This window comes from Actinomycetota bacterium, assembly GCA_035759705.1.
Classification (GTDB): Bacteria; Actinomycetota; CADDZG01; order JAHWKV01; family JAHWKV01; genus JAJCYE01.
Genome location: DASTUJ010000193.1, coordinates 1 through 24,309 on the forward strand (window position 1 = coordinate 1; position 24,309 = coordinate 24,309).

The 24,309-nt window shown below is 66.2% G+C and carries 26 protein-coding genes; 18 read left to right on the plus strand and 8 right to left on the minus strand.

Annotated features, from left to right (window positions below; genetic code table 11):
• The 4 genes from VFV09_13395 to VFV09_13410 all read left to right on the plus strand — a co-directional run.
• Window positions 1–207, plus strand: a 207-nt coding sequence (locus tag VFV09_13395) for a hypothetical protein (protein HEU4868705.1), incomplete at its 5' end; no start/stop codon positions are given.
• Entirely contained in the window at window positions 195–890 is a 696-nt protein-coding gene (locus tag VFV09_13400; protein HEU4868706.1) for a ubiquinone/menaquinone biosynthesis methyltransferase, read from the plus strand. The genes VFV09_13395 and VFV09_13400, both read left to right, overlap by 13 nt.
• Window positions 887–2,083, plus strand: coding sequence for an isochorismate synthase (locus VFV09_13405; GenBank protein ID HEU4868707.1), 1,197 nt, complete (start codon window positions 887–889; stop codon window positions 2,081–2,083). The genes VFV09_13400 and VFV09_13405 overlap by 4 nt, the downstream gene beginning before the upstream one ends.
• 161 nt (window positions 2,084–2,244) lie before the next feature.
• A complete protein-coding gene (locus tag VFV09_13410; protein ID HEU4868708.1) occupies window positions 2,245–5,208 on the plus strand; it encodes an Ig-like domain-containing protein in 2,964 nt (987 codons plus the stop codon).
• 45 nt (window positions 5,209–5,253) lie between these two features.
• Here the strand turns inward: VFV09_13410 and VFV09_13415 are convergent, their stop codons facing one another.
• Window positions 5,254–6,102, minus strand: coding sequence for a SigB/SigF/SigG family RNA polymerase sigma factor (locus VFV09_13415; protein ID HEU4868709.1), 849 nt, complete (start codon window positions 6,100–6,102; stop codon window positions 5,254–5,256).
• Window positions 6,102–6,479: an ATP-binding protein gene (locus VFV09_13420; protein HEU4868710.1), complete on the minus strand. Its 378-nt coding sequence runs from the start codon at window positions 6,477–6,479 to the stop codon at window positions 6,102–6,104. Before VFV09_13420 ends, VFV09_13415 begins: the two co-directional genes overlap by 1 nt.
• 90 nt (window positions 6,480–6,569) lie before the next feature.
• Here VFV09_13420 and VFV09_13425 point away from each other — a divergent pair, with 90 nt between their 5' ends.
• Together VFV09_13425 and VFV09_13430 are read left to right on the plus strand one after the other, a co-directional pair.
• Window positions 6,570–6,905, plus strand: coding sequence for an STAS domain-containing protein (locus VFV09_13425; protein HEU4868711.1), 336 nt, complete (start codon window positions 6,570–6,572; stop codon window positions 6,903–6,905).
• Window positions 6,906–6,913: 8 nt separating this feature from the next.
• Window positions 6,914–7,321, plus strand: a complete 408-nt coding sequence (locus VFV09_13430) for an ATP-binding protein (protein ID HEU4868712.1) — start codon at window positions 6,914–6,916, stop codon at window positions 7,319–7,321.
• A 196-nt stretch (window positions 7,322–7,517) separates the two neighbouring features.
• Here VFV09_13430 and menD read toward each other — a convergent pair whose 3' ends face one another.
• From menD to menB, 4 genes are read right to left on the minus strand one after another with little or no spacing between them, the layout of a single operon-like run.
• Window positions 7,518–9,227, minus strand: coding sequence for a 2-succinyl-5-enolpyruvyl-6-hydroxy-3-cyclohexene-1-carboxylic-acid synthase (gene menD, locus VFV09_13435; GenBank protein ID HEU4868713.1), 1,710 nt, complete (start codon window positions 9,225–9,227; stop codon window positions 7,518–7,520).
• A complete protein-coding gene (locus tag VFV09_13440; GenBank protein HEU4868714.1) occupies window positions 9,224–10,135 on the minus strand; it encodes an o-succinylbenzoate synthase in 912 nt (303 codons plus the stop codon). Before VFV09_13440 ends, menD begins: the two co-directional genes overlap by 4 nt.
• A complete protein-coding gene (locus VFV09_13445) occupies window positions 10,132–10,995 on the minus strand; it encodes a 1,4-dihydroxy-2-naphthoate polyprenyltransferase (protein HEU4868715.1) in 864 nt (287 codons plus the stop codon). The genes VFV09_13440 and VFV09_13445 overlap by 4 nt, the downstream gene beginning before the upstream one ends.
• Before the next feature lie 12 nt (window positions 10,996–11,007).
• Window positions 11,008–11,850, minus strand: coding sequence for a 1,4-dihydroxy-2-naphthoyl-CoA synthase (gene menB / locus VFV09_13450; GenBank protein ID HEU4868716.1), 843 nt, complete (start codon window positions 11,848–11,850; stop codon window positions 11,008–11,010).
• Between the two features lie 88 nt (window positions 11,851–11,938).
• Here menB and VFV09_13455 point away from each other — a divergent pair, with 88 nt between their 5' ends.
• The 3 genes from VFV09_13455 to VFV09_13465 all read left to right on the plus strand — a co-directional run bounded on the left by VFV09_13455 (window position 11,939) and on the right by VFV09_13465 (window position 14,410).
• A complete protein-coding gene (locus VFV09_13455) occupies window positions 11,939–13,114 on the plus strand; it encodes an AMP-binding protein (GenBank protein ID HEU4868717.1) in 1,176 nt (391 codons plus the stop codon).
• Window positions 13,115–13,187: 73 nt separating this feature from the next.
• Entirely contained in the window at window positions 13,188–13,565 is a 378-nt protein-coding gene (locus VFV09_13460; GenBank protein ID HEU4868718.1) for a hypothetical protein, read from the plus strand.
• Window positions 13,553–14,410 carry an HTTM domain-containing protein gene (locus VFV09_13465; GenBank protein HEU4868719.1) on the plus strand — a complete coding sequence of 286 codons (858 nt, stop codon included), beginning with the start codon at window positions 13,553–13,555 and terminating at the stop codon, window positions 14,408–14,410. The genes VFV09_13460 and VFV09_13465 overlap by 13 nt, the downstream gene beginning before the upstream one ends.
• Here VFV09_13465 and VFV09_13470 read toward each other — a convergent pair.
• Window positions 14,407–15,438 (minus strand): aldo/keto reductase, encoded by a 1,032-nt coding sequence (locus tag VFV09_13470; protein HEU4868720.1) that lies wholly within the window; start codon window positions 15,436–15,438, stop codon window positions 14,407–14,409. The two genes, VFV09_13465 and VFV09_13470, sit on opposite strands and share 4 nt — an antisense overlap.
• A gap of 63 nt (window positions 15,439–15,501) precedes the next feature.
• Between VFV09_13470 and VFV09_13475 the strand changes: the two genes are divergently transcribed.
• Both VFV09_13475 and VFV09_13480 read left to right on the plus strand, forming a co-directional pair.
• A complete protein-coding gene (locus VFV09_13475; GenBank protein ID HEU4868721.1) occupies window positions 15,502–15,906 on the plus strand; it encodes a secondary thiamine-phosphate synthase enzyme YjbQ in 405 nt (134 codons plus the stop codon).
• A 1-nt stretch (window position 15,907) separates the two neighbouring features.
• Window positions 15,908–16,639 carry an inositol monophosphatase family protein gene (locus VFV09_13480; protein HEU4868722.1) on the plus strand — a complete coding sequence of 244 codons (732 nt, stop codon included), beginning with the start codon at window positions 15,908–15,910 and terminating at the stop codon, window positions 16,637–16,639.
• Here the strand turns inward: VFV09_13480 and VFV09_13485 are convergent.
• The gene (locus VFV09_13485) at window positions 16,626–17,141 is read right to left on the minus strand and encodes a peptidylprolyl isomerase (GenBank protein ID HEU4868723.1); all 516 of its coding nucleotides are present in this window, start codon (window positions 17,139–17,141) and stop codon (window positions 16,626–16,628) included. The genes VFV09_13480 and VFV09_13485 overlap by 14 nt on opposite strands.
• Before the next feature lie 316 nt (window positions 17,142–17,457).
• Between VFV09_13485 and VFV09_13490 the strand changes: the two genes are divergently transcribed.
• From VFV09_13490 to VFV09_13520, 7 genes are all read left to right on the plus strand, one after another.
• Window positions 17,458–17,661, plus strand: a complete 204-nt coding sequence (locus VFV09_13490; GenBank protein HEU4868724.1) for a Flp family type IVb pilin — start codon at window positions 17,458–17,460, stop codon at window positions 17,659–17,661.
• 202 nt (window positions 17,662–17,863) lie between these two features.
• Window positions 17,864–19,153, plus strand: coding sequence for a hypothetical protein (locus tag VFV09_13495; protein ID HEU4868725.1), 1,290 nt, complete (start codon window positions 17,864–17,866; stop codon window positions 19,151–19,153).
• An 11-nt stretch (window positions 19,154–19,164) separates the two neighbouring features.
• Window positions 19,165–19,617, plus strand: a complete 453-nt coding sequence (locus VFV09_13500) for a TadE/TadG family type IV pilus assembly protein (protein ID HEU4868726.1) — start codon at window positions 19,165–19,167, stop codon at window positions 19,615–19,617.
• A gap of 2 nt (window positions 19,618–19,619) precedes the next feature.
• Window positions 19,620–20,090 (plus strand): TadE/TadG family type IV pilus assembly protein, encoded by a 471-nt coding sequence (locus tag VFV09_13505; GenBank protein ID HEU4868727.1) that lies wholly within the window; start codon window positions 19,620–19,622, stop codon window positions 20,088–20,090.
• 10 nt (window positions 20,091–20,100) lie between these two features.
• Window positions 20,101–20,832 carry a Flp pilus assembly protein CpaB gene (cpaB, locus tag VFV09_13510; protein ID HEU4868728.1) on the plus strand — a complete coding sequence of 244 codons (732 nt, stop codon included), beginning with the start codon at window positions 20,101–20,103 and terminating at the stop codon, window positions 20,830–20,832.
• 46 nt (window positions 20,833–20,878) lie between these two features.
• Window positions 20,879–22,891, plus strand: a complete 2,013-nt coding sequence (locus VFV09_13515) for an AAA family ATPase (GenBank protein HEU4868729.1) — start codon at window positions 20,879–20,881, stop codon at window positions 22,889–22,891.
• Window positions 22,888–24,309 (plus strand): CpaF family protein, encoded by a 1,422-nt coding sequence (locus VFV09_13520; protein HEU4868730.1) that lies wholly within the window; start codon window positions 22,888–22,890, stop codon window positions 24,307–24,309. Before VFV09_13515 ends, VFV09_13520 begins: the two co-directional genes overlap by 4 nt.

The window sequence follows — 24,309 nt, forward strand, 5'->3', positions numbered from 1 at the left end:
GCGTCCTCCGACGAGGAGGCGGCCAAGCAGCTGGTGGAGGCGTTCCGAAAGATGCTGCCCGCCACCGTCGCCCTCGTGGCGCACCACTTCCGCCGGGTGCTGCTGGCCACCGCCCAGGCCCGGATCGAGAAGGTGGGAGCCGAGCCGGAGAAGCTTGCGGTTCGAACCGAAGCCGAGAAGCGGCTCGAGCCCTCATGGCCAACCTAAAGGGCGAGCTCCCGACCGGAGAACAGAAGGTCAAGGCGGTTACGTCGATGTTCGACGCGATCGCCCCCCGATACGACCTCGTCAACCGGGTGATGACCTTCGGCATGGACAAGGGCTGGCGCCGGCTGACCGTCGACCGGCTTGAGCTCCCCGACGGCGCGTTGGTCTTCGACGTCGCCTGCGGCACCGGCGACCTGTGCAAACAGCTTCGCAAGTCCCGCCTCAGGGCGGTCGGTTTCGACATGTCGTCCGGCATGCTCGAGGCGGCCCACACCACCGCCCCACTGGTGCTCGCCGACGGGCTCAAGCTGCCGGTGAAGGACGGCTCCGCGGACGGCGTGACCTGCGGCTTCGCGCTCCGCAACGTCGAGAGCCTCCCCAAGCTGTTCGAAGAGTTCGCCCGGGTTCTGCGCCCCGGCGGCCGGGTGAGCCTGCTGGAGGTGTCCGAGCCGAAGTCGCCGGTCATCAAGATGGGCCACCACTTCTACTTCCACAAGGTCGTGCCGGTCATTGGGGGCTTGATCTCGGACCGCAGCGCCTACAGCTACCTCCCCCGCTCCACCGCTTACCTCCCGCCGCCCGACCGCCTGCTGGAGATGCTGGGCGAGTCCGGCTTCACCGACATCGAACGAAAGGTCCTGGGGCTGGGGGCAGCCCAGCTGATCACCGGGACCCGGGGTTGACTGGAGCCATACGCTCCTCGACGGTCAAGCTGGAGGACGCGCCGGACCCGCATGACCTGATCCCGGCCGCCGGAGGGCTGGCCTGGCTGAGTGAAGCAATGTGCCTGATCGGCGAGGGGCCGTCGGTGGTCATTGACCCGGGCACCGGGCCCGACCGGTTCCGACGGGGCGCCGAAGCGGTGGCTGCCCTCATGGAGGGCGCCGGGATCTCCGACGAGGTTGACCTCCCCGGCACGGGCCCGGTCGTTTTCGGAAGCTGGACGTTCGACGAGGAGGCCCCCGGCTCCCGCCTGATAGTCCCGTCGACCGTCTACGGCTTCAGCGAAGGGCTTGCCTGGAAGACCACGGTCAACTTCGGATCGGAACCGCCCGCAACGCCCGCCGAGACCCACCGGGAACGCCCCGGCCTCGATCCCCAGGGGTGGCTGCGAGCGGTGGAGCAGGCGGTTGGGGAGATCGTCGCCGGCAAGCTCGACAAGGTGGTCCTGGCCCGAAAGACCGTGGTCGAGGCGGCCGAGGACATCCACCAGGGCGACCTCGCCCGGCGGCTCTCCGACGCCTACCCGGGGTGCTTCACCTTCTGCTTCGAGGACCTGGTTGGCGCTTCGCCCGAGCTGCTCGTTCGCAGGTTGGAGGATGTCGTGGACTCGGTGCCGCTGGCCGGATCCACCCGCAGGGGCGCCACACCGGCCGAGGACCTGGAACTCGGGCGGGAGCTGCAGCATTCGCACAAGAACCTGGGCGAGCATGCGCTGGCAGTCGAGACCGTGGTGAGTAAGCTTGCGCCGTTCTGCTCCGAGCTGGTGCGGGAGCCGGAGCCTTCGCTGCTGCTTCTCGCCAACCTTCAGCACCTGAGCACGAAGGTCCAGGGCAGGCTGGTCGGTTCGCCCAACGCGCTGATCCTGGCCGGCGCCCTCCACCCGACCGCCGCCGTGTGCGGGGTCCCGCAGCAGGAGGCGCTGGAGATGATCCGGGAGCTGGAGCACTTCGACCGGGGGCGCTACTCCGGCCCGGTGGGCTGGATGGACTCCCACGGAGACGGCGAGTGGGCGATAGCGCTGCGCTGCGCCCTGATTTCCGGCAACCGGGCGGAGCTGTACGCGGGAGCGGGAATTGTGGCGGAGTCGGACCCGGTGGACGAGCTGGAGGAGACGACCCTCAAGCTCCTTGCGGTGCTGGATACCCTCCCCTGATCAATTGTTCCTCCGAATCGACCGCTCTCTCACGCAGGCTAGGAAACCTAGGAAACCGCTAGGACTCGGACCGACCTAGCGACTCCTAGTACCGTCCAAGGCGCCTCTTTCAGTGTTCCCCCATCGAAGTTTCCGTTGGAACACCAAGAAGGAGGAACGTGATGCACCAGCAGCCCCAGACCCCGAGTTGGCCCGGACCCAAGACCTGGGATTGGGGGCCGTCGTACCGCCGCCTCGCCGCACTCGCACTGGCTTTCGCCCTGCTTCTTACTATCGCCGGCACCGCCGTTCCGGCCCTGGCCCTGGAATGCGGCTGCACCGCCACCGGCGACTACAAAGCCCCCGCCGTGAAGAGGGCCGCCAAGCTGGAGTTCTCGCCCGGCGGCGGCAAGTACCGGCTGACCACCTCCTCCACGCCGACCGAGGTCACCCTCCGGGTCGGCCTCGCCTCCGACAACTCCCTGGTCAAGCTGGTCCCGATGTCGCTGGTCCGTGCCGACTGGGGCTTCAGCCCCGACGGCGAGCGGTTCATGTACCGCTCGGCCACCGACACCCACATCGACCAGATCAACGTCTGGGACCTGGAGCACGACCGGCTGGTCCACCACACCACCACCACCTCCGGATCCTCTTTCGGCTTCAGCCCCCACGGCCGCTGGTTCCTGATCAACTCCCTGCGCAGCCCCGGGCACGCCGACCTCGTGGTCAAGGACTCGGTGAGCGGCGACAACGCGCTCGTCACCGAGATCGGCTACGAGTCGATTCCCGGCGACCCCGGCGACACCTTCGGCGTCCTCGGCGGCGGATTCAGCCCCGACGACGACGACCGCAGCTACGTCTACTCCTACCGCCAGCCGGGCGGCGTGGTGATGATGGTCCTCCGCAACCTCGAGACCCGCACCAACGTCCACGTCCAGTCCATGACCAGCGACTCGTGGTGGCGTTTCAGCCCGTGCGGCGACACCCTCGGCGTCGTGACCCAGCCCTTCGCCACCTCGGTTGAGGTTCGCCTGCAGAAGACCGCCGTCTCCGGCACGCTGGGCGACCTGAAGAGCTTCAGCCCCATCCCCGACCTTATCGACCTCGACACCACCGCCGACTACCACCGGGTGCTGACCACCAACGGCGCCGGAGTTGTGACCGCGCACAACATCGCACCCAACACCGCAGACACCAACTGCCCCGCAGCCCCGGCTCTGGACCAGGTCTCGGTCAGCCCGGCCGCGGTCATCGGCGGACAGGCCAACTCGACCGGAACCGTAAAGCTGACCCTTCCGGCCGCAGCGTCGACCACCGTCAGCCTGAGCAGCAGCGACACCGCAGCAGCCACCGTCCCGGCGTCCGTCACCCTGGCCGCCGGCGCCCAGACCAAGACCTTCACCGTTACCAGCAAGGCGGTTACCACCGCAAAGACGATCACGATCGTCGCAACCTCCGGCTCGGTCACCAAGACCACCGCACTGACCGTGAACCCGCCGGCCCCGACCGCCAAGGTCTCCGAGGTGTCGGTCAGCCCGTCCCGGATCCCCGGCGGCCAGAACGGCACCGGCACCGTGACCCTGGACATGGCGGCAGGTAGCAGCGGCACCCCGGTCACCCTGTCCAGCAACCTGCCGGCGATCGCAGCGGTCCCCGCATCGGTGATCGTCCCGGCCGGCGCAACCAGCGCAACGTTCGCAGTCACCACCTTCCCGGTCGACGGTGACTCGCCGGTCGTCATCAAGGCCACGGGCGGCGGCCAGGAGAAGACTGCCCGCATCATGGTCCTCGTCGCCGACCGCACCTGCACCGCCGGCGCTTCCGACGAGGCAGCGCAGAGCATGGGCGCCCGGGCGTTCGCCGCCTTCGACGACGCCGGCACCGGCGCCGACTGCTTCCAGAACCCAGTACTGAAGAACGGCATCACCGTCGGCGCCGGCAGCACCGGCCTGGCCGAAGGCACCCCGGTCGAGCTGGTCCTGAAGGCCAGCCTGAAGGGAACCGTCCACACCAGCCCGCCGGTCGGCGACGGCGGCAGCCTGGCCGAAGGCGACGTCCGCTATCAGGTCTTCGACGACAGCGTCGAGGCACCCGAGGGCCGCTACCAGGCAGCCGACTTCCGGGCCAGGATCGAACTCCAGCAGCACAGGCTCTACCCCGACAACAGCCCAAACTCCTTCCGAGAGCAGAGCACGCAGATGTTCAGCAACGCATCGACCCCGCAGGAGATCTTCGAGGACACCGAGTACCCCTCGGCCGACGCAGCAGCCCACTCGGTGGACACCGGTGAGATGGTCGCCAAGTTCACCACCAAGGTCGGCGCCCACCTCAGCCTCCAGGCCCGTCTGACTGCCGGCGCCAGCGCCTACGGCACCGGAGCCTCCGGCGTCGCGAACATGCTGAACGCCTTCAAGGCAAGCACCGTCCCGGCCGCCGGCTTCGAGGGCCTGGACCTCACCCTCGACAGCCAGGTTCCGCCGAACCGGGCCCCGGTCTGCACCAATCGTGACCTCACGACGGACGAGGACACGCCCCTGGGCGCAACCGTGGCATGCACCGACCAGGACAACGACACGATGACCTACCGGGTGATCACCGGGCCGGCCAACGGCACGATCTCGGCGATCGGCGCCGGCAAGGACTTCACCTACAGCCCCGCCGCCGACTTCTCCGGCGAGGACTCGTTCACGGTCAAGGCAAACGACGGCACCGTCGACTCGGGCCTGGCCACCATCAAGGTGACCGTGGCGCCGGTCAACGACGCCCCGACCTGCAACAACGGCTCAGGCACCACCGCCTACGGCGTACTGCTGGCCGGCGACCTGGAGTGCACCGACCCCGAGGGTGACGCACTCACCTTCTCGGTGACCACCCCGCCCGCCCACGGCTCGATGTCCCCGATTGGCGCCGACGGGAGCTTCAGCTTCACGCCGGCTTCCGGTTACTCCGGTGCGGACTCGTTCGCCTTCGAAGCCACCGACGCCGGCGGCGCCAAGGCGGCCGGACAGTTCGACATCACGGTCGGGGAGCCCGAGTTCGACCCGCCTGCCAACAAGAAGGAGTGCAGGAAGGGCGGCTGGAGGGACTTCGTCAACCCGAGCTTCAAGAACGAGAAGGACTGCTTGAAGTGGGTGCGCCAGCACTAACAAACTGCAGTAAGGAATTGCCCCCGGGATTCCCGGGGGCTTTTCTTATTCGTCCAGGTTGGCCGAAGGAGACTCCATGGGGCCCAGGCGGTCCCGGACCTTGCGAAGGGTGCCCGAGAGCAGCCGGGAGACGTGCATCTGTGAGATGCCCAGCTCGGCCGCAATCTGGGTCTGGGTCATGCCCTTGAAGAAACGCAGGTGCAGTATCTTGCGGTCGCGGTCGGGAAGGGTCTTCAGCACCGACTTCACGCTGACCCAGCTCTCAAGCACCTCCAACGAGTCGTCCTGGATGCTCAGCCGGTTGAGCGGCGAGGACTTGTCCTCGTCGGTCGGGGCGTCGAGCGGCGTCGTCGAGTAGGCGTGCATCGCCTCGATGCCCTCGACGACCTCCTCCTCGGTGGACCCGGTGTACTCGGCGATCTCCTTGACCGTCGGCGAGTGACCGAGCATCTGGTTCAGCTCCGAGACGGCCCGCTCGACGTGAAGCGAAATCTCCTTCACCCGGCGGGGGACGTTCAGCGCCCAGCCCTTGTCCCGGAAGTGGCGCTTCAGCTCGCCCACGATCGTGACCGTGGCGTAGGTCGAGAACTTGACCTCACGGCCCCGGTCGAACCGGTCGACGGCTTTGATCAGGGCGATCGATGCCACCTGCTCCAGGTCCTCCACCGGCTCCCCGCGGCCGGCGAACCGGCGGGCCAGGTAGCGGGCAAGGGGACGGAACAAAAGGACCAGCTCGTCCCGGGCCGCAGCGTCGGGCAGGCGCTGGAAGAGCTCGTCGGCGATCTCCGCGGTGGTCGGAGGGAGGACCACGGTTTCTTCCGGCGCTTCGGGCGGAGCCTCGGGGGCTGCCTCCGGATCTGGAGGGGTGGACTCCACCTCCGGCGTGGGGACCATCAAGACACTTGCCGGTTGCTTTTGGTCAACCGAACGGCCGGGAGTCCGCCGTCCTCGATGTCCACGCTGTCCGACAGGGCCGAGAGGATCGTCCAGGCCATGGACTCCTTGATGTCTTCGGGGGTTTTGGACGAGGACCCGTCCCCGGCGACGGTCAACTCGAGCGCACCATCATGGAAGCCGATGGTCAGGTTGAGCACCGTCGAGTCTGGGGACAGCTCCAGAACCTGCCCGCAGGCCTCGTCGACCACCAGACGGAGGTCGTCGATGGCGTCGATGGTGAAGTCCCTGGATGCGGCCGCACTGGCCACGACCGAGCGCAGTATGTGCAGGAACTCGGGCTGGGCAGGCAAAGAGACTTCGATGTCGCCGGGCAATGGGACTCCAGACTGTCTAGGACGGTGAGACATATACTAGCGGTGTAAATTCTCGCAGGACATTCGCAGGGGGCGGCCATCCAACTATCAATAGATTCCTCTTCACAGGATCCTTGGGTCGTAGTAAAGGTGGAGGGCGAGGTGGATCTCTCAAACGCCGCCGGGCTTCGGGACCACCTGATCGAGCAGGTACAGCAGGGCCACTACAATCTCGCCGTGGACCTGACAGGGGTTGAGTTCATGGACTCTAGCGGCCTCGCCGTCCTCATCTCTGGCCTTCGGCGAACCAAGGAGCACGACGGGTCGCTGGTTTTGATCTCCCCGACCGCCTCGGTCAAGCGGGTCCTGACCATCACGGGCCTGGACCGTGTCTTCGACATCTACGACTCGGTCGAAAAGGCTGCAGCCGGCGCCTCCCCGGCCTGACGCAGACCTTGTTTAGCATCTCTTTCCCCGCCGAGGCCGTGCACGTCAGCACCGCCCGCATCTTCTCCGCCGCCGTCGCCCGGCACTTCGGGGCCGACGCGGCCGACATCGAGGATCTCAAGATCGCCCTGACCGAAGCCTGCGGCAGCGCTATCTCCCACGCAAAGACCGGGGGTTCCGAGTCGGTGCAGGTTTCGGCAACTCCCGGTGCCGGGATGTTGACCTACGAAGTCAACGGCCACCGCCGGACCGACCTGTTGAATACGCCGGGCGGGGAGATCGAGCAGAGCACCGAGGAGCAGATGATCGCACTCAGCGCCGAGCTCATAGGCGCCCTGTTCCCGGATGCGGAGTTCATCGACAAGCCCGAGGGAACCTTCTTCCGTCTCTCGGTGCTCGCGTCGGGCGCAGGCTAGCCCCGAACTTCCCTCCCACTCTTCGTGGGCGGATTCAGTATCTATCGGCAGATCTCAGGGAACTTTTAAAGATTTTCTCGCGCAGATAGTGATTTTCTTGCTACAATTTCAAACACTCACAGTGAGCAACTTCTAGCCCCCAAACCGATCTGCCGAACACGCCAATGCCCAAGGTCCTGCTTCACCTATGCCTGCTTCACCTGAGCGCTGCCGCTGTTGCCTCCCACAGGAGGCGGTGGACGGTGACGTTCGCCTCACGAGACGTCTTTGCCTCGATCAAATGTGCCCCACCCATTCCCACCGCCCGCAGCACTGCCGGCGCCAACTCGGAGGGATCATGAATCAACGAGTAGCTGCAGTTGTAGAAATTGGCCAGCCTGGAGAAATCGAGGCCGTGGGGGGTCCCGAACAACTTCTCGAATCCGGGCTGAGCAGCCTGAGGCAGGAAGGAAAATATTCCTCCTCCGTCGTTGTTCACCACCACGAACACCACGTCAATGGAGCCCTCTGATGCGGCAAGCAAACCGTTCTGATCGTGGAGAAGTGAAAGGTCGCCGGTCAATGCAACAACTGGCCCGGAGTGCGAAAGGGCAGTTCCTAGGACGGAGGAGGCGAATCCGTCGATCCCGTTCGCGCCGCGGTTCGCCAGGAGTTGCACCCCGGGCGACGTACGCATAGACCAGTCGAGGTCGCGAATCGGCATGCTGGACGCCACGTACAGAACCGACCCGTCGGGCAGGCATCCGGCCAGATCCCGGGCGATTCGGGGCTCGGTGATCCCCTGCCCGTCCAGGAGTGTGTCGATGGCCTCCCGGGCCAGGTCATCCGCCTGAAGCCAGCCGTTTAGCCACTCCGAGTGGGGGGACTCGGAAGTGGCGGCGGCTAAAGCAGTGAAGACCTGATCCGGGTCGGCCCGAAGCATCCAGGACAGGGACCGGGCGGGGTCCAGCCAGGCGCTGGGGTCGATTGAGATCTGACGGACCGGCGAGTCGAGCAGGGCGGCGAGACTCGGAGAGGTCCCAAGGTTCCCGATCCGGATCACCAGGTCGGGGCGGTGCGACTCCGCAAACTCGGGTTGGCGCAACAAAGCTTCGAATGTCGAGATGGCCGGGGGGCCGGTACGCACGTTTGAGGTCGCCTCGGCCAGCACCGGCCAGGCGGCCTTGCGTGCGGTAGCAAGGATAGGTTCGGCGTTGTGCAGCCCGGTCCCCACCGCGATCACCCCGCGTGCGGTTCCCTCGATCTCCTCTATGAGCCGCTGCAGGTCCTCCTCCGACGCGGCTCTCGGCGAGTGCGACTCCTCGGTCCACGGACGTCCGCCCTCCCGCCCGTCCAGCGGGAATGGGAACCCGGCGGGGTCTGCGACCGGCACCAGGGGGTTGCGAAACGCCAGGTTCAGGTGCACCGGGCCGGCCGCGGGCCAGCGGCTGACTGCATAGGCCCGGGAGGCCAGCGACCGCCAGTACCCGACCGATTCCGGCCTCGCCTCGGCCACCCCGACCTCCACGAACCAGCGGACCGTGTCACCGAACATCTTGATCTGGTCGATGGTCTGCCCGGCGCCGGTGTCGCGCAGCTCGGGGGGCCGGTCGGCAGTCAGCACGATCATCGGCACCTGGGCGAAGGAGGCCTCGATCACCGCCGGGTACAGGTTGGCGGTCGCGGTGCCCGACGTCGTCGCCACCATCGCGGGGACGCCCGTCACCTTGGCCAGGCCCAGGGCCAGGAAAGCCGCCGAGCGTTCGTCGATCGACACGTGCAGGCTGATCTCCGGCCGGGCGTCCAGGGCGAGCGCCAGCGGCGTGGACCGGGAGCCGGGGCCGAGGCAGGCGTGGGTCACGCCGGCGCGGATCAGCTCGTCGACCAGGACCGTCGCCAGCGCGTGACCGGCGTTCTCCGCTTTCATCGTGCGCCGAGCTCCGAGAGCGGGTGGGGGTCGGCGTAGCGGTCGAGCAGCGCCGGGTCAACCTGTGGCCGGCGCACCTCGATCCTCCCGTCCACCGGGACCAGCGAGTGGGCCACGAGGTCGCCCGCCAGCAGGGGGACGGTTCCCAGCCCGCACGGATAGGGCAGGTGCTCCAGGGCGGCCGCAAGGGCAACCCCGGCCGATATGCCCACCGACGTCTCCAGCATGCTCGAAACGATCGCCGGGAGACCCGACTCTTCGATCGCCTGCATCGCCCGGTTGATCCCGCCCAGGGACTGGACCTTGACCACGAGCACGTCGGTCGCCTCGAGCTCCACCAGCCGGCGAACCGACTCCAGGGAGCTCGCCAGCTCATCGGCGGCGATTGGCACGTCGACGGCCCGCCGGACCTCGGCCATCTCCTCGATCGTCCGCACCGGCTGCTCGACCAGGTCGACGGAATACCGGGAGAGGACGTTGATGCACCGAACCGCCTCGTCGACGTTCCAGGCGCCGTTGACGTCGACCACCAGCCGGCCGCCCGGTCCGAGGGCATCCCGGACCGCCTCGACCCGGGCTTCGTCGTTGCCCTCGGCCACCTTGACCTTGGCCGCAGAGCAGCCCGACGCACGGACCAGAGCCGCCGCCGCCTCCGGCTCCAGCGCCGGGACGGTTACGTGGACCGGGATGTGGTCCCGGAACGGTGCCGGCCACGATTCGAACGCGGAGGCGTAGGCACTGGATACCGCCGCCCGGTGGTCCTCCGTCCCGAACCCGGGGAACGGCGAGAACTCCCCCCAGCCTTGGGGCCCCGAGACGACCGCTCCCCTTCGGGAGGTCTGGCCCCGGAACGGCATGCGCAACGGGATGTTGAAGTACCGCCATTCCGGACCGGCCGGTGCGGTCACAACCAGAGCCCCATGGCCAGCAACACCCCGAAGGCCAGTTGAAGCCTGGCGGTACCGACCAGCACGCCGATCAGTTCGCGGCCGCTGTCCGTGGAGACCTTGCGAAGCACCGGGATCGCCAGCGGGAACGAGAGCAGCGGCAGGAGCACCCAGGGGCCGCCTCCGCATAGGGCGATGAGGCCCAGCGACAGGTAGGAACCGACGATGAGCGCCTTGAAGACCAACCGGGTCCGGGCGTCGCCCAGAATCACCGCCAGCGTCCGCTTGCTGGTCCGGGAGTCGGTCGGGATGTCTCTTAGGTTGTTGGCCACGAGGATGGCCGCAGCCAGGAAACCGACCGGGACCGAGGCGGAGAGCGCCAGCGGGGAGATCTCCTCTATCTGGACGTAGGCCGAGCCCACGGTCGCGACGACCCCGAAGAAGATGAAGACGAACACCTCGCCGAGCCCCCGTGAGCCGTAGGGGTAGGGGCCGCCGCTGTAGCCGAGGGCCGCGATCACGCTCACCGCCCCGACGGCAACCAGCTCCCACCCGGCAACTGCCGCAAGACCGACACCGGTGGCCACGGCCACCAAAAAGGCGGCGATCATCGCATTGCGCATCGCCCCGGGCGAGATCAAACCGGAGGAGGTGAGCCGCCGGGGGCCGAGCCGCTCGTGGGTGTCGACACCCTTCACCGCGTCGAAGTAGTCGTTGGCGAAGTTCACGCCGATCTGCATGAAGACGGCCACGACCAGCGCGCCGAGAAACCTCGGCGGCGAAAGGCGGCCGGCAGCTGCGGTGCCGGCCAGCACCGGGACGATGCCGGCCACGAGGGTGCGGGGCCTGGCAGCCTCTACCCAGTACCTTCGATCGGCCACGGCTCTCGAGGCCTACGGCCTGCGGGGGAACTTGCCGAAGTCCGGCGCACGCTTCTCCAGGTAGGCGTCACGGCCCTCCTGCGCTTCTTCGCTCATGTAATAAAGGAGAGTGGCGTCCCCGGCCAGCTGCTGGATTCCGGCCATGCCGTCGGTGTCTGCGTTGAACGACGCCTTGAGGAGCCGGAGCGACAGCGGGCTCTTGGCAAGGATCTTGCGGCACCACTCCACCGTCGCCGCCTCGAGCTCGGCGAGCGGCACGACCTTGTTGACCAGCCCCATGTCCAACGCCTCCCGGGCGTCGTACTGGTCGCAGAGAAACCAGATCTCCTTGGCCTTTTTCAGGCCGACCATCCGTGCCAGCAGGCCGGCGCCGTAACCCCCGTCGAAAGAGCCCACCCGCGGACCGGTCTGGCCGAAGCGTGCGTTGTCGGCCGCGATGGTCAGGTCGCAGACCACGTGCAGGACGTGCCCGCCGCCGATGGCGTACCCCGCCACCATCGCGACCACCGGCTTCGGGAGCCGGCGGATCTGCACCTGCAGGTCGAGGACGTTAAGGCGCCCGACGCCGTGGTCGTCGGAGTAGCCGTCGTCGATGCGGACCCTCTGGTCCCCGCCGGAACAGAAGGCAAGGTCACCGGCGCCGGTGAGGATCACCACCCCGACCGTCGGGTCGTCACGGGCCAGGTCGAAGGCCTTGATCAGCTCGAAGACGGTCTTCGGGCGGAAGGCGTTGCGTACCTCGGGCCGGTTGATGGTGATCTTGGCGATGCCCTCGAAGGTCTCGTAGAGGATGTCCTCGAAGTCGCCGGAGCCTTCCCAGGCGAAAGTCGCCACCTCTTCAGCTTCTGAGCTCATACGCATTGACTCCTGAGTGATAACTCGAATCGTTAGAGTAACTTATCAGACGAAGTCACTCTATCCTGGACTACCCGACAGGAGCGTCGTGAGCGACAGACGTCTAATAGCCCTACGCTACCCAAACCGCACGATGGCCGCCCGGCTGAACGAGCTGTGGGACGGCGGTTTCGCCGCCCTCCCGCTCAGCCCATCGCTGCCCGGCGCCGAGGTTGGCGCCCTCCTCGAGGAGCTCAAGCCCGCCCGTATAGAGGACGAATCCGGCTGCACCGACCTGCCCGGCGGAGTGCCGGTGGCGGAAGGGGTGGCCGTGGTGATCGCCACCTCCGGGGCTTCGGGGAAGCCGAAGGGGGTCGAGCTTTCCCACGCCGCACTGGAGTGGTCCGCCCGGGCCTACGCCGAACGGCTGGGCACCCGTCCCGGGGAGCGCTGGCTCGGCTGCCTGCCGCTTTCCCACATTGGAGGCCTGGGCATTCTGGTCCGGTCTCGCCTGGCGGGCACCGAACCGGTGATCCACGACCGGTTCGACCCGGAGGCGGTCGCAGCCGAGCAGGATACGACGCTGATCTCGCTGGTCCCCACCACGCTGATGCGCCTGATGGACGCGGGGGTCGACCTGGCCCGGTACTCCGCCGTGCTGATCGGCGGCGCAGGACTTCCGGCCGCAACCGCTGAGCGCGCCCGCTTCGCCGGGATCCGGCTGGTCCACACCTACGGGCTGACCGAGACCTGCGGGGGCTGCAACTTCGACGGGGTGCCGCTCGACGGCGCCGAGTTCCGGGTGGTCGACGAGATGATCCGGGTCCGGGGACCGATGCTGATGAACGGCTACCGCCTGAACCCGGAGCTCACCTCGGACGCGCTGGAGGGCGGGTGGCTGCACACCGCCGACCGGGGCCGGATCGACTCGAACGGGGTCCTGGAGGTTTTCGGCCGGGCCGACGACCTGATCGTCACCGGCGGGGAGAAGGTTTCGGCAATCGAGGTGGAGAACCTGATTCAGACCCACCCCCTGGTCGCCGACGCGGCGGTGGCCGGGATCGACGACTACCGCTGGGGCCAGGCGGTGGCCGCCCTGATAGTCCCCCGGGGAAGCTCGGTCCCAACCCTGCGGGAGCTCAAGGGCTTTCTGACCGGGAAGCTTGCCGGCTTCAAGGCGCCCAAGAGGATCCTCATCGTCGACGAGGTGCCGCGCACCGCCTCGGGCAAGGTCCGGCGGCAGGCGGTGAGGGACCTGCTGGAGTCGTCCGAGGTAACCGGTTGACGCAACTTCGGACTCGAGCTTAAGCCCGGGCCCTAATCGGCCGAAAGTACTGGTAAACGGCCGGGGAGAAGGTGTGGGCACCAAACTTGGGGCAGTTGCGGAGATCCAACCGTCCGCAAGCAGGTCCCGGCGGCGCGCAATCGTGCTGTTCTGCGCTGCGTTCATCGCGGTTCAGATCCTCGTGCCGATTTACAGGCTTGCCTTGCCCCCGAACCAGCCGTTCGGCTGGCAGATGTACTCCTCGGTCGCCGGATACCGCTACGAAGTGAAGCTGGCCGACGGGACCACCTCCGAAGCCGACCCGGTCGACTACGTTCTGCGGTACCGGACGGAGATCGACTTCCGGGATCACCTGCCCCCGGTGCTCTGCCGGGCGTTCCCCGATGCCACCGAGATCGTGACCTCCAACCGGCTCCTCGGGAGCAACGAGAGCTTCCCGTGCGACCGCTAGCCGCCCTCAAGGCGCTCCCCGACACCGAGGCCGCCTCCCTGCCGATCGGCCTGGCCCGGGCCGGGCTGGGCGTGGCCACGCTACTCGGCGCCGCCGAGATGGCCCGTGGCCTGAAGGCGTTGCACACGCCCGGCGTTCTCAGGATTCCGAGGTTCGAATCCCTCCCGGTGCTGCCGCAGTCCGCGGTCGCCGTGTTTCTCGGCGCCTGGGCCCTGGCGTCCATCGCCTTGCTCCTGGGGTGGCATACCCGGACCGCCGGCGTCCTTCTAATAGGCTTTCAGGCCTACGCACTGGCTCTCGACCATCAGCTCTACAGCAACCACCTGTACCTGATGGCCCTGTTCACGCTACTGCTCACCCTGGCCGACAGCGGCGCCTCCTTTTCGCTGGATGCGCACCGCAGGGGAAGTGTGCCTTATATACCCGCCTGGCCGGTGGCGTTGATGCGCGTGCTGATCAGCATCGTCTACAGCTTTGCGGTCCTGGCCAAGCTGAACGCGTTCTTCCTGTCGGGCATCGTCCTTCGACAGAACATGAAGGTCCCCGGGATGGAGCACCTGCCCAACTGGGTTTTTATGATCCTTGCCCTGGCGTCGGTGGCAACCGAGGCCTTCCTCGCCTACGCCTTCTGGAGGAAGCGGCTGAGGGTCTTCGCGTTCCTGGTCGGGCTCGGATTCCACGTGACGATCGTGTTCACGATGTGGCTCTTCCCTGACCTGCTCACCTTCGCAGTGATCATGGGGTCGGCGTACCTGGCGTTCTTCAGCCGGTTCCGGCCGGCCGAGCTTGGCCTTGCGCTGCCGGACCGGGATGGCGAGGGCCTAGCCCTGCAGCTCAGCCGCTAACCGCGCGGCCGGCGCCGGTATTCGGGCTGGAGCCAGGCCGGGTCGAATCCGTTGTCGGCAGGGTTCAGCGTCACGCCGGGAGGAACCAGCTCGTCGATGGCGTCCAAAGCCTCGGTCGAGAGCCTGATCTCGGCCGCGCCCAGCTGCCCTTTTAGCTGGTCCAGGTTTCGGGGGCCGATGATCGCGGAGGTCACCGCCGGGTGCTCGAGCACCCAGGCGACCCCAAGCTCAACCAGGGAGATCCCTTCCTTCTCCGCAAGGGGGATCAGCCCCTCAATCACCTCGTACTTGCGCTTGTTGCCGGGCAGGGCCTCGTCGAACCGGGCCGGGATCCGCTCTGCCCTGCCGGTCTTCTCGACCGGCTTGCCCTTGCGGAACTTCCCGGAGAGCCAGCCTCCGGCGAGGGGGCTCCAGACGATCACCCCCATCCGGTGCTTGACCGCCGCCGGCAGCACGGCCCTTTCTATGTCCCGCACGAGGATCGAGTAGGGAGGCTGCTCGCAGACATACCGCTCCAGACGCCGGTCGGCGGCCACCCACTGGGCCTCGACGATGTCGGCGGCAGGAAAGGTGGTCGACCCGGCGTAGCGGATCTTGCCCTGACGAATCAGGTCGGTCAGCGCCCCGAGGGTCTCTCCGGCGTCCATCAGCTGGTCGGGCCGGTGCGCCTGGTAGAGGTCGATGTAGTCGGTGCCCAGGCGCCGAAGCGACGCCTCCACGGCCCGGAATATGTACTTGCGGGAGGTTCCACGGTCGTTGGGCCCCTCGCCCATCGGGTTGTAGAACTTCGTGGCGAGCACGATGTCGTCGCGGTTGCGGCCCTTGATGGCCTTGCCGACGATCTCCTCGCACTCCCCGTCGGAGTAGATGTCGGCGGTGTCGACGAAGTTGATGCCGGCGTCGAGCGCGGCGCGGATCACCTCGATCCCCTCTTCGTGGTCCGGGTTGCCCCACTTGCCGAACATCATCGTGCCCAGGCAGAGCGGGCTGACCATCACGCCGGTGGCGCCGAGCCGCACGTACTCCATCGATCCAGCTTAGTTGAAGCTCCCGGCCTGCGCCGCCCGGCCCCCGCCTTTACACTGGCGCCCATGAAGACCCACCGTATGAAGCTGGAGACCGGGAACGTCCGGGCGCTCGTCGACCTGACCCACGAGGTCCGGAGATTCGTACAGGACGCGGGTGACGGCCTGGTCAACATCTCGATTCCGCACGCCACCGCCGGCCTGGTCCTCATGGAGCTGGGCTCCGGCAGCGACGAGGACCTGTGGGAGCGGCTGGACGCCCTCCTGCCGAGGGACCGGCGTTACACGCACTCCCACGGGTCGCCCGGCCACGGCGCCGACCACCTCCTTCCCGCCTTCATCACGCCCACGCTCACCCTCCCGGTGATAGACGGAGAGGTTTCGCTGGGGACCTGGCAGAGCATCGTGCTGGTCGACTCCAACGTCGACAACCCCCGGCGCGAGGTGCTGTTCGCCTTCCTGGCCGGCTGAGGTGTCCTTAAAGGACGAGCTGAGGGCGCTTGCCGTCGAGCTGGCCACCGAAGCCGGCGAGATTCTTCTGCGTATGGGCACGGGCGGCGTGACCACGGCCAAGTCCACCCCCACCGATCTGGTCACCGAAGCCGACCGGGCCGCCGAACGCCACATTGTCGACAAGCTGCGCCGCCTCCGCCCGGACGACGCGATCGTCGCCGAGGAGGGCTCGGCCAACACCGGCACCAGCGGCATCCGGTGGGTGGTAGACCCCCTGGACGGGACCGTCAACTACACCTACGGGTTCCCGCACTGGTGTGTGTCGATCGGAGTCGAGGGGGCCGAGCGCCTGGGGGTGGTCCACGACCCGAGCCGGGGCGAAACCTTCTACGACCCGGCACTGCTCACGCCGAGCCGCAAGACCGATCTTTCAGACTCGCTGATAGGCACGGGGTTCGCCTACTCGGCCGAGACCAGGGCCCGCCAGGCCGCGACGGTCGCCAACCTTCTTCCGATCGTCAGGGACATCCGCCGGGTCGGCTCTTGCGCGCTGGACCTGGCGTGGGTGGCGTGCGGGCGGCTGGACGGCTTCTACGAGGAGGGCGTCCAGCACTGGGACGTCAGCGCCGGCATCGCCCTGGTGAACGATGCCGGCGGAGTGGCCCGGACCTCGGGTCCCATGACGGTGGCCGCGGGGACCGAGGAGCTGTTGGTGAAGCTGGAGAAGCTGGTACTACCTACTCGTCGGTGATCTGAACTTCCTCCAGGACGATGTCCTCGAAGGGACGGTCGCCCGAGCGGGTGGCAACGAGTGAGATCGCGTCGGCGACGTCCTGGCCCTCTACGACCTTGCCGAAGATCGTGTGTTTGCCGGTCAGCCACGAGGTGTTTGCCGTGGTGATGAAGAACTGGCTGCCGTTGGTTCCGGGGCCGGAGTTGGCCATGGCCAGCCAGCCGGGTCCGTCGAAGGAGGGCCCGCCGCTGACCTCGTCGGCGAACTTGTAACCGGGGCCTCCGGTGCCGGTGCCCAGCGGGTCGCCGCCCTGGATCATGAAGTTCGGGATCACCCGGTGAAAGATGGTTCCGGCGTACAGGGAGTCGCCGGTGTGGCGCTCGCCGGTCCTCGGGTGCGTCCACTCCTTGGTTCCGGTCGCAAGGCCGATGAAGTTCTCGACCGTCTCCGGTGCGTGCTCCGGTAGGAGCTCCACTTTGATGTTGCCTTTGTTGGTGACAAACGTCGCGTGCTTAGCCATTAGGCCTCCTGGGTTTTGTGGTCCTCAGGGCCAGTCTATTGGCCCTTCTCCCCTTAAGGCCTCGCCCGCAGGCGTGCGGCCGCGCGGTACCCCCTTTGGAGCCTTCCAAACCAGGTCGATTCGGGCCGGTACAAATTTTTTCTGAAAATCGTTAAAGCCCTTACTAAAGCTGCCGATAACTAGGGCGTCGCAAGAACAGCAAGCCCGGAGCACAGACCGGAAGAACAACAGCGACACACCGAAGTTTTGAAGCACAGGGAAGTTCTCGAAACCTAAACGCAACACCGACAGGAAAGGAAGTGACCCCATGGTTGCAATGCACCTTTGGCTTCAGTACCGCATCGCAGAGCTCAGGAACTCCGAAGACGGCGCCGCTGCAGTTGAGTACGGCCTGCTCGTCGGCCTGATCGCAATCGCCATCATCGCCGCAGTCATCGTTCTGGGCGAAGAGCTGACCGACCTCTTCGAGTTCGTAGGCACCGAGCTGGCGGACGTTCCCGCAGCCCCCGTCGCTCCGTAACCCTTCTAGCAGCTTCGCCGGAACCCGGTCAGACCCCGAAACGCACTTCGGGTTCGCCGGGTTCTGGCATCTAGACCTCAGTACGACCGACGCACCACGAAAACGCACTTTCACCAGCTCGTAGCAAGAAAAGGGGGTTGAAAACTTGCAAGCTCACGCACGCGACGAACGAGGAGCCGTCCTCGTTATCGTCGCCTTAGTCATGTCTGTCCTCCTGACTCTTACTGCGGGCGGCGTCATGCTCTTCACTCTTTACGGAAGCCAGCGCGAAATGCAGAAGGCGGCCGACCAGGCAGCCCTTGCAGGAGCCGCCGGCATGCCCCTGCTCAGGCCCGGTGTGGCTCTGAGCAGCCTTCCCCTCAACACCGTCTACGACCTCACCGACGACGTGGGCCTGGACGTGCCACTCAAAGGATTGAACAACGTTCCGGACCCCCGGGCCGTCGCATGTGCCTACGGCACCAGCGGCCTGGCCGCCGACTCGGCGAAGTTCGTGAACTCTTTCGGCGTTACGGCGTCAGGCCTGCCCAGCAGCTACTGCTCGAGCAGCCCGTGGTCCGACGCACGCGTCAACCCCTCCCTCAACTCGCTGACCACGCCCCTGTCCACCTGTGTCAACGGGCTGACCACCTCCATCAACGGCGTCATCTCCCAGCTGCAGGGCAGCTTGGCCGGCCTGTTGAGCAACCCACTGATCGGCCTCTTGCTTGCGCCGCTCGGCTTGAACGTCACAAGTTTGACCAATACCGTCACCGGCACGATCACAACGCTGACCGGGACTCTGGATTCGGTGAAGAACCTTGAGGCCCTGGCGCCGGCTCTTCTGACCCCCGAGATGACCGTTACCGTCACCGACAAGGTGAAGCCGCCCATCGTCGGGCTGGTCACCGGCGGCGACGGCGTGCAGATGAAAGTTACGGCCACCGCCCAGCGGCGCCTCAAGAACGCCGTCGTGCTCCCGGCCACGCCCGGCCTGCTCAACACCGACCTGAACACCGCCTTGAACACCACGAAGCCCCAGGTGCTCAACGCCCTTACCGCCGCCAACACGCAGCTCAACGGCCTGATGACCAGGTTTGGACTCAGCTCGTGCCAGAACCTTCTGGCTCCGACCTCGAGCATCTACCAGGACATCAGCGACATCTATTCCCCGCCGGCAAGCGGCACCTACACCGGCAGGGACCTGATCGAGGGCGCGACCGATGCGGTCAACCGGATTGCGGGTGAATCCGGAACGGCCACCAACGCTCTGGCCGGGGAAGCCTTCCTGGTGATCCGCCAGGGAGCGACTCCGACCACACTGTCCGGCTTGCTGGGCCCGGTTACGAGCCTGTTGGGCCTGAGTTCCACGCTTCAGACGCTGCCGATACCGGCGCTCGATGTGGCGATGGTGGCGGCGCACAACCTGGAGGACGGCAACATCTCCAACCCCGACCTGATTACCGACGCAGCGGCGGCTCGTGGACTGTTCACGGCCACCCTGGTGAAGTGATGGAGACCACGATGAGAGCCAAGTTCAAGCGTTTCACCGAGCTCCGGAAGGAGGAGCGGGGCGCCGAGGCAGTGGAGTTCGCTCTTATCTCACCGCTGCTGTTCTTCCTGGTGTTCGGCCTGATCTACCTGCTGTTGATGTTCGCAGCCCAGCTGTCCCTTGGCTACGCAACCAACGTCGCAGTGCGGTACGCAGCAATCCCGGTCTCGGGGACCGTGTACCCCACCACGGCTCAGGTGCTGGCCAAGGCAGCCGCTTCGACTCCGTTCTTCAGCACTACAGCCTGCACACCGGTCATGGCTTCCGGAGGTACCAACGCTCCGATCACCCTGACCCTGAACTGCGACTTTCCGAACCCAGCCGGCGGCGCCGCCAATGCAATGAAGCAGGCGTTCTTCGGCGGGGGCGACGAAATCGATACCACGCTCGAAATGACGGCCACCGCACAATCGAGAAAGGAGTGAAGATGCGTCGAATTCTGCGCCGGGACGATGGCGCTGCCGCACTGGAGTTCGCCATCATCCTCCCGATCCTGCTGGCGCTCATGGCCTTCGTAGCCCCGTTCATCAAGTTCGGCTACGACTACATGGTTCTCCAGCGGGCCGTCGCACACGGCGTTCGCTACGCCAGCCGTGCCGACATCAACCCGGTAGTGCGATCCGACGGATCCGTGGGCCGCAGGCCCCTTCCGTCGGAGGTGAAGACGTTCGTAAGCAACTCGTCAAACGGCAAGGTTCTTGCCAGCACGGTCGACGTGACACCGAACCCGACCCTTGCAGTCCCGGGTGAGCTCATCACGGTGGAGGTCGACTACGAAATGTCGTACGGACCATTGGCGGAGATCGCCAATGGAGTAAAGGAACTTTTCTTCGGTGGGGGTGCGTTCCTACCGAGCTCGACAACGGTAACTGTCTCCGCTCGGGGACGCGAGGAATAGGAGAAAAAGGATGAACAAGAGGTCAAGTGGAGTCGTGGTGGCAGGAATCGTTGTGGCCCTTCTGGGGATGGTTCTTGTCTTCACATACGCCGGTCGAGTTCGCGCCGGCGCTGGAGTTTCGGGAGCAGCGGGCACCGCTTACGTTGCAACCAACGACATTCCTGCAGGAACCCGCTGGGAAGACATGGTGGGCGCACTGAAGAAGAAGGATGTTCCGGCCGACGTTCGCCCGGCAACCGCCGTGGCAACCACCAGCCAGCTGAACGGTAAGGCAGCCATCCGAGGCATCGCCAAGGGTGAGATCGTCACCACGTCGCAGTTCAACACTTCGAGCTCCGGCGGCCTGGACATCCCGGCCGGCAAGAACGCAGTGACAGTCAACCTGACCGTCCCGCAGGCAGTTGCCCGTTACATCCAGCCCGGCGCGGACGCCAACGTCTACGTCAGCTACAAGGGCCTGCCCACGGCCGGCAACCCCGCCGACGCCAACGTCACCAAGCTGTTGCTCAGCAACATCAAGGTGCTCGCGAACCAGCCGATGCAGGCTCCGACGGCCGAGGCAGCAGACGCCGCAACAGCCAACCAGGGCAACGAGGTCCTGCTTACCCTGTCTCTGTCTCCGGACGAGGCCGAGAAGCTGATCTTCGCCAAGGAAAACGGATCCCTGCACCTGGGTCTCGTCCACCCGGGCGACGCACCCGTGACCTCCGCCGGCCGGACGTTCAAGACCGCACTGGTCTGACATGACTCATAACTCGGAAACCGACCTGACCAGGAGGGCTCATAAAATGGGTGGCTTCAGGCTGGGCAGTCATCGGAAGGACCGGGGGCATCTGCCCCCGGCTCCGGCCGAGGCTCCGGGCAGTGGTCGGCCGGTTGCCGAGAGCCCCGTGGCGCGGAACAGGATTCAGCCCACGGAGTTCGGCAACATGGCCAACCCTCTTGCCTCGAGCGCCCGCAAAGCATCTAAGGCAGACGTTTGGGCCTCCACCGGAGCAACCGCTCCTCAGGAAGCTAACAGCTACTCCCGACCGGGACGGGCCGGCAGGCCCAACTGGGCTCCGGAGCAGGCTCCCGTCGCACAAAGCGGCGCCGGACAGCCTGTGAAGGCCCGGTGGCAGGCACCTGCACCGGCCCCGGCGGCTCCTGCCGTCAACCGCAACGGTCACTCCACGATCCAGCCGCCTCGTTCCGGCTACAACCCGGAGGCGCCGCAAAGCGCCAACGGGAACGCTCGGACCGAGATCGACTATGTCGAGGAGAGGCCCACGCCGCGCTCCAACTCGGGAAGCTCGCACCAGTCCGCGCTTTCGGTCGCTCTCGACAGCCAGCTGTCGGATCCGGCCGCCCGCACGGCGCCGGTTCACGAGCCCGTCAACGAAAACAAGAGCAACGGACGTTCCGCCCAGGGTGCCTGGGCCGAGGGGATCCAGGACGACGACTGGGACTCCGAGGATGAGGACGAGTCGGTAGACGGCGATCGGGTTCCCAGGGTTCTGGTGCTCGACCGTGTCGGCGACTTCTCCAACGACCTCGCCCGTGCAACGGTCGACCTGGACCCGGCGCCGGAGATTCTCCGGTTGAGCCGTTCCACCCAGGTGATCGACGTGGTGGAGCAGGAGGAGCCGGACGTCATCGTGGTAGCTCCGGAAGAGGTGACCGGTGCAGGCCTCAAGCGCCTGGCCGAGATCCACCGGAACGACCCGAAGATCGTCATCGTCCTCTCCGAGGGCACCAAGCCGGTGACCTCGGCTCAAACTGCTGCATGCGGGACGAGTGACATCATCCCGGCCGGTACCACCAAGGCACGTCTGCGGAGCAAGATGATGCGAGCTCTTCAGACCGCCGAGGAGCTGCGCCAGGAACACCTCGTGGTTGAGGAACGGATAGTCATCCAGGAACCCTCTTTCCTCGAGCAGACGCTTGAGCCCGAGCCGGTCGAGGAGTTCAAGCCGGCGCCGTTTGTCGCCAGGCCCGCCGCCCGCAACACCAAGCTGGCACGGGTCTTCACGGTGGCATCGGCATCGGGAGGCTGCGGCAAGACCTTCTACGCCACCAACTTCGCTGCTTACCTGGCGAAGGCAACCGGCGGCAGGGTACTGCTCGTGGACCTGGACCTGCAGTTCGGCGAGGTTGCGATTTCCTTGCACCTTCGCCCGAAGCGGACGATCTCCGAGCTCGTACAGGAGGAGGACATCGCCGCAGCGCTCAGCGACTACGTCGTGGACCACGGCGCGGGCTACAAGGTGCTTTGTGCGCCGCGTGACCCGATCGCCGGCGACAAGGTCGGGCCCCGGGAGACCACCGCAGTTCTGGAGGCCGCCCGTACCCAGTTCGACTACATCGTGGTGGACACCCCGCCTTCGATCAACGAGACCTGCCTGGCCGCTTTCGACCAGTCCCAGTCGCTCGTGATCATGGCGACGATGGACCTCCCGTCACTTAAGAATCTGAGGGTTTTCCTTGAAACCCTTAAGAAGTTGAACCTTCCTGCCGATCAGGTATCGCTGGTCGTCAACAAGGCCGAGTCCGGAACCGGAATCGATCTGAAGGAAGTGGAGCCGCTCTACCCCCAGGGCTTCTCCGCGGTTCTTCCGTATGCCAAGCAGGTGTCCTGGTCCATCAACATGGGGATGCCCGTCCTGGTAGCCGACCCCAACGCTGACATCAGCCGCAAGCTGTTTGAAGGTGCGGTGAAGCTTGTTGCGCCACTTCCGGGGAAGCAAGTTCCCTGGATGGCACCCGCAGCTGCCCCCCGGCGCGGATGGTTCTCTAGGTTATTGAAAGGAAAGGCCAAATGAAACTGTCGGACCGGGTTGAGCTTATTGAAGTAGAAGCAACGCGCTCGGGCACCAAGGGCGGCAGGCGGCGTACGGCTGCTGCGGCGGGTACCGAGAACTGGGGACAGATGAAGCGCCGGGTGCGCGACGCGCTCCTGGAGGAGCTGGGCCCCAAGCTGTACCAGAAGACCAAGCCTGAAGAGCTGAAGGCAACGGTCATGGAGAACCTGGATGCAGCCCTCGAGAAGGCCGGTGTTTCGGTCTCCCTCACCCAGCGGGCGAAGTTCGCCGCCGAGGTGGCCGCGGACCTGCTGGGCTACGGCCCGCTCGAGGAGCTTCTGGCGGACCCAACCCTCACTGAAATCATGTGCAACGCCTACGACGACATCTACGTGGAGCGCAACGGAAAGCTGGAGCACGTCAACACGGTCTTCACCGACGAGGCGCACCTGCGCCAGATCATCGAGAAGATCGTGGCGACTGTGGGTCGCCGCATCGACGAGTCCTCGCCGATGGTCGACGCCCGCCTTCCCGATGGATCCCGTGTCAACGCGATCCTGCCTCCGGTTGCCGTCCACTCACCGGTGCTTACGATCCGGCGATTCCCAGCCGAGCCGTACGGCATGAAGGACCTGATCAACTTCGGGTCCATCACGCTGGACGCAGCCATGTTCCTCGAGGCCTGCGTTCGCGGCAAGCTGAACATCCTGGTGTCCGGAGGAACCGGCACCGGTAAGACCACCATGCTGAACGTGTTGACGGAGTTCGTTCCGGAGTCGGACCGCATCGTGACCATCGAGGACGCAGCCGAAATCCGGCTGCACCAGCCTCACGTGATCACGCTCGAGGCCCGGCCGGCCAACATCGAGGGCGCCGGCCAGATCACCATCCGTGACCTGGTCCGCAACGCTCTGCGTATGCGGCCGGACCGCATCGTCGTCGGTGAGGTCCGAGGCGGAGAAGCCCTGGACATGCTGCAGGCGATGAACACCGGTCACGAAGGCTCGTTGACCACCATCCACTGCAACTCGCCTCGCGATGGTCTGGCCCGTATGGAGACCATGGTCCTGATGGCCGGTTACGACCTGCCGCTCAGGGCTATCCGCAGCCAGGTGGCGTCGGCAGTCGACATCATCATCCACATCGACCGCTTCGGAGACGGCAGCCGCAGGGTTACCCACATCTCCGAGGTCCAGGGGATGGAGGGCGACATCATCACCCTTCAGGACATCTACCGCTTCAACTTCGCCGAAGGCGGAACCCAGTCGGCCCGTTCCACCGGCCGCCTGCGTCCCACCGGTCTTCGCCCGAAGGTTGTCGAGAAGCTGCAGGAAGCCGGCGTCAACGTGCCGCCCAAGCTCTTCCGGCCCACCGACAACGAAGCAGCGGCAGCTCCCGGGTCGCTTCGTGCAGTGACCGGCACCGTTAGGAGGGGGTAA

Coding starts and splice junctions, on each gene's coding strand:
- VFV09_13400 (HEU4868706.1), top strand. CDS start 195: ATGGCCAACCTAAAGGGCGAGCTCCCGACCGGAGAACAGAAGGTCAAG.
- VFV09_13410 (HEU4868708.1), top strand. CDS start 2,245: ATGCACCAGCAGCCCCAGACCCCGAGTTGGCCCGGACCCAAGACCTGG.
- VFV09_13415 (HEU4868709.1), bottom strand. CDS start 6,102: ATGGTCCCCACGCCGGAGGTGGAGTCCACCCCTCCAGATCCGGAGGCA.
- menD (HEU4868713.1), bottom strand. CDS start 9,227: ATGAAAGCGGAGAACGCCGGTCACGCGCTGGCGACGGTCCTGGTCGAC.
- menB (HEU4868716.1), bottom strand. CDS start 11,850: ATGAGCTCAGAAGCTGAAGAGGTGGCGACTTTCGCCTGGGAAGGCTCC.
- VFV09_13470 (HEU4868720.1), bottom strand. CDS start 15,438: ATGGAGTACGTGCGGCTCGGCGCCACCGGCGTGATGGTCAGCCCGCTC.
- VFV09_13475 (HEU4868721.1), top strand. CDS start 15,502: ATGAAGACCCACCGTATGAAGCTGGAGACCGGGAACGTCCGGGCGCTC.
- VFV09_13485 (HEU4868723.1), bottom strand. CDS start 17,141: ATGGCTAAGCACGCGACGTTTGTCACCAACAAAGGCAACATCAAAGTG.
- VFV09_13490 (HEU4868724.1), top strand. CDS start 17,458: ATGCACCTTTGGCTTCAGTACCGCATCGCAGAGCTCAGGAACTCCGAA.
- VFV09_13495 (HEU4868725.1), top strand. CDS start 17,864: ATGTCTGTCCTCCTGACTCTTACTGCGGGCGGCGTCATGCTCTTCACT.
- VFV09_13500 (HEU4868726.1), top strand. CDS start 19,165: ATGAGAGCCAAGTTCAAGCGTTTCACCGAGCTCCGGAAGGAGGAGCGG.
- VFV09_13505 (HEU4868727.1), top strand. CDS start 19,620: ATGCGTCGAATTCTGCGCCGGGACGATGGCGCTGCCGCACTGGAGTTC.
- cpaB (HEU4868728.1), top strand. CDS start 20,101: ATGAACAAGAGGTCAAGTGGAGTCGTGGTGGCAGGAATCGTTGTGGCC.
- VFV09_13515 (HEU4868729.1), top strand. CDS start 20,879: ATGGGTGGCTTCAGGCTGGGCAGTCATCGGAAGGACCGGGGGCATCTG.
- VFV09_13520 (HEU4868730.1), top strand. CDS start 22,888: ATGAAACTGTCGGACCGGGTTGAGCTTATTGAAGTAGAAGCAACGCGC.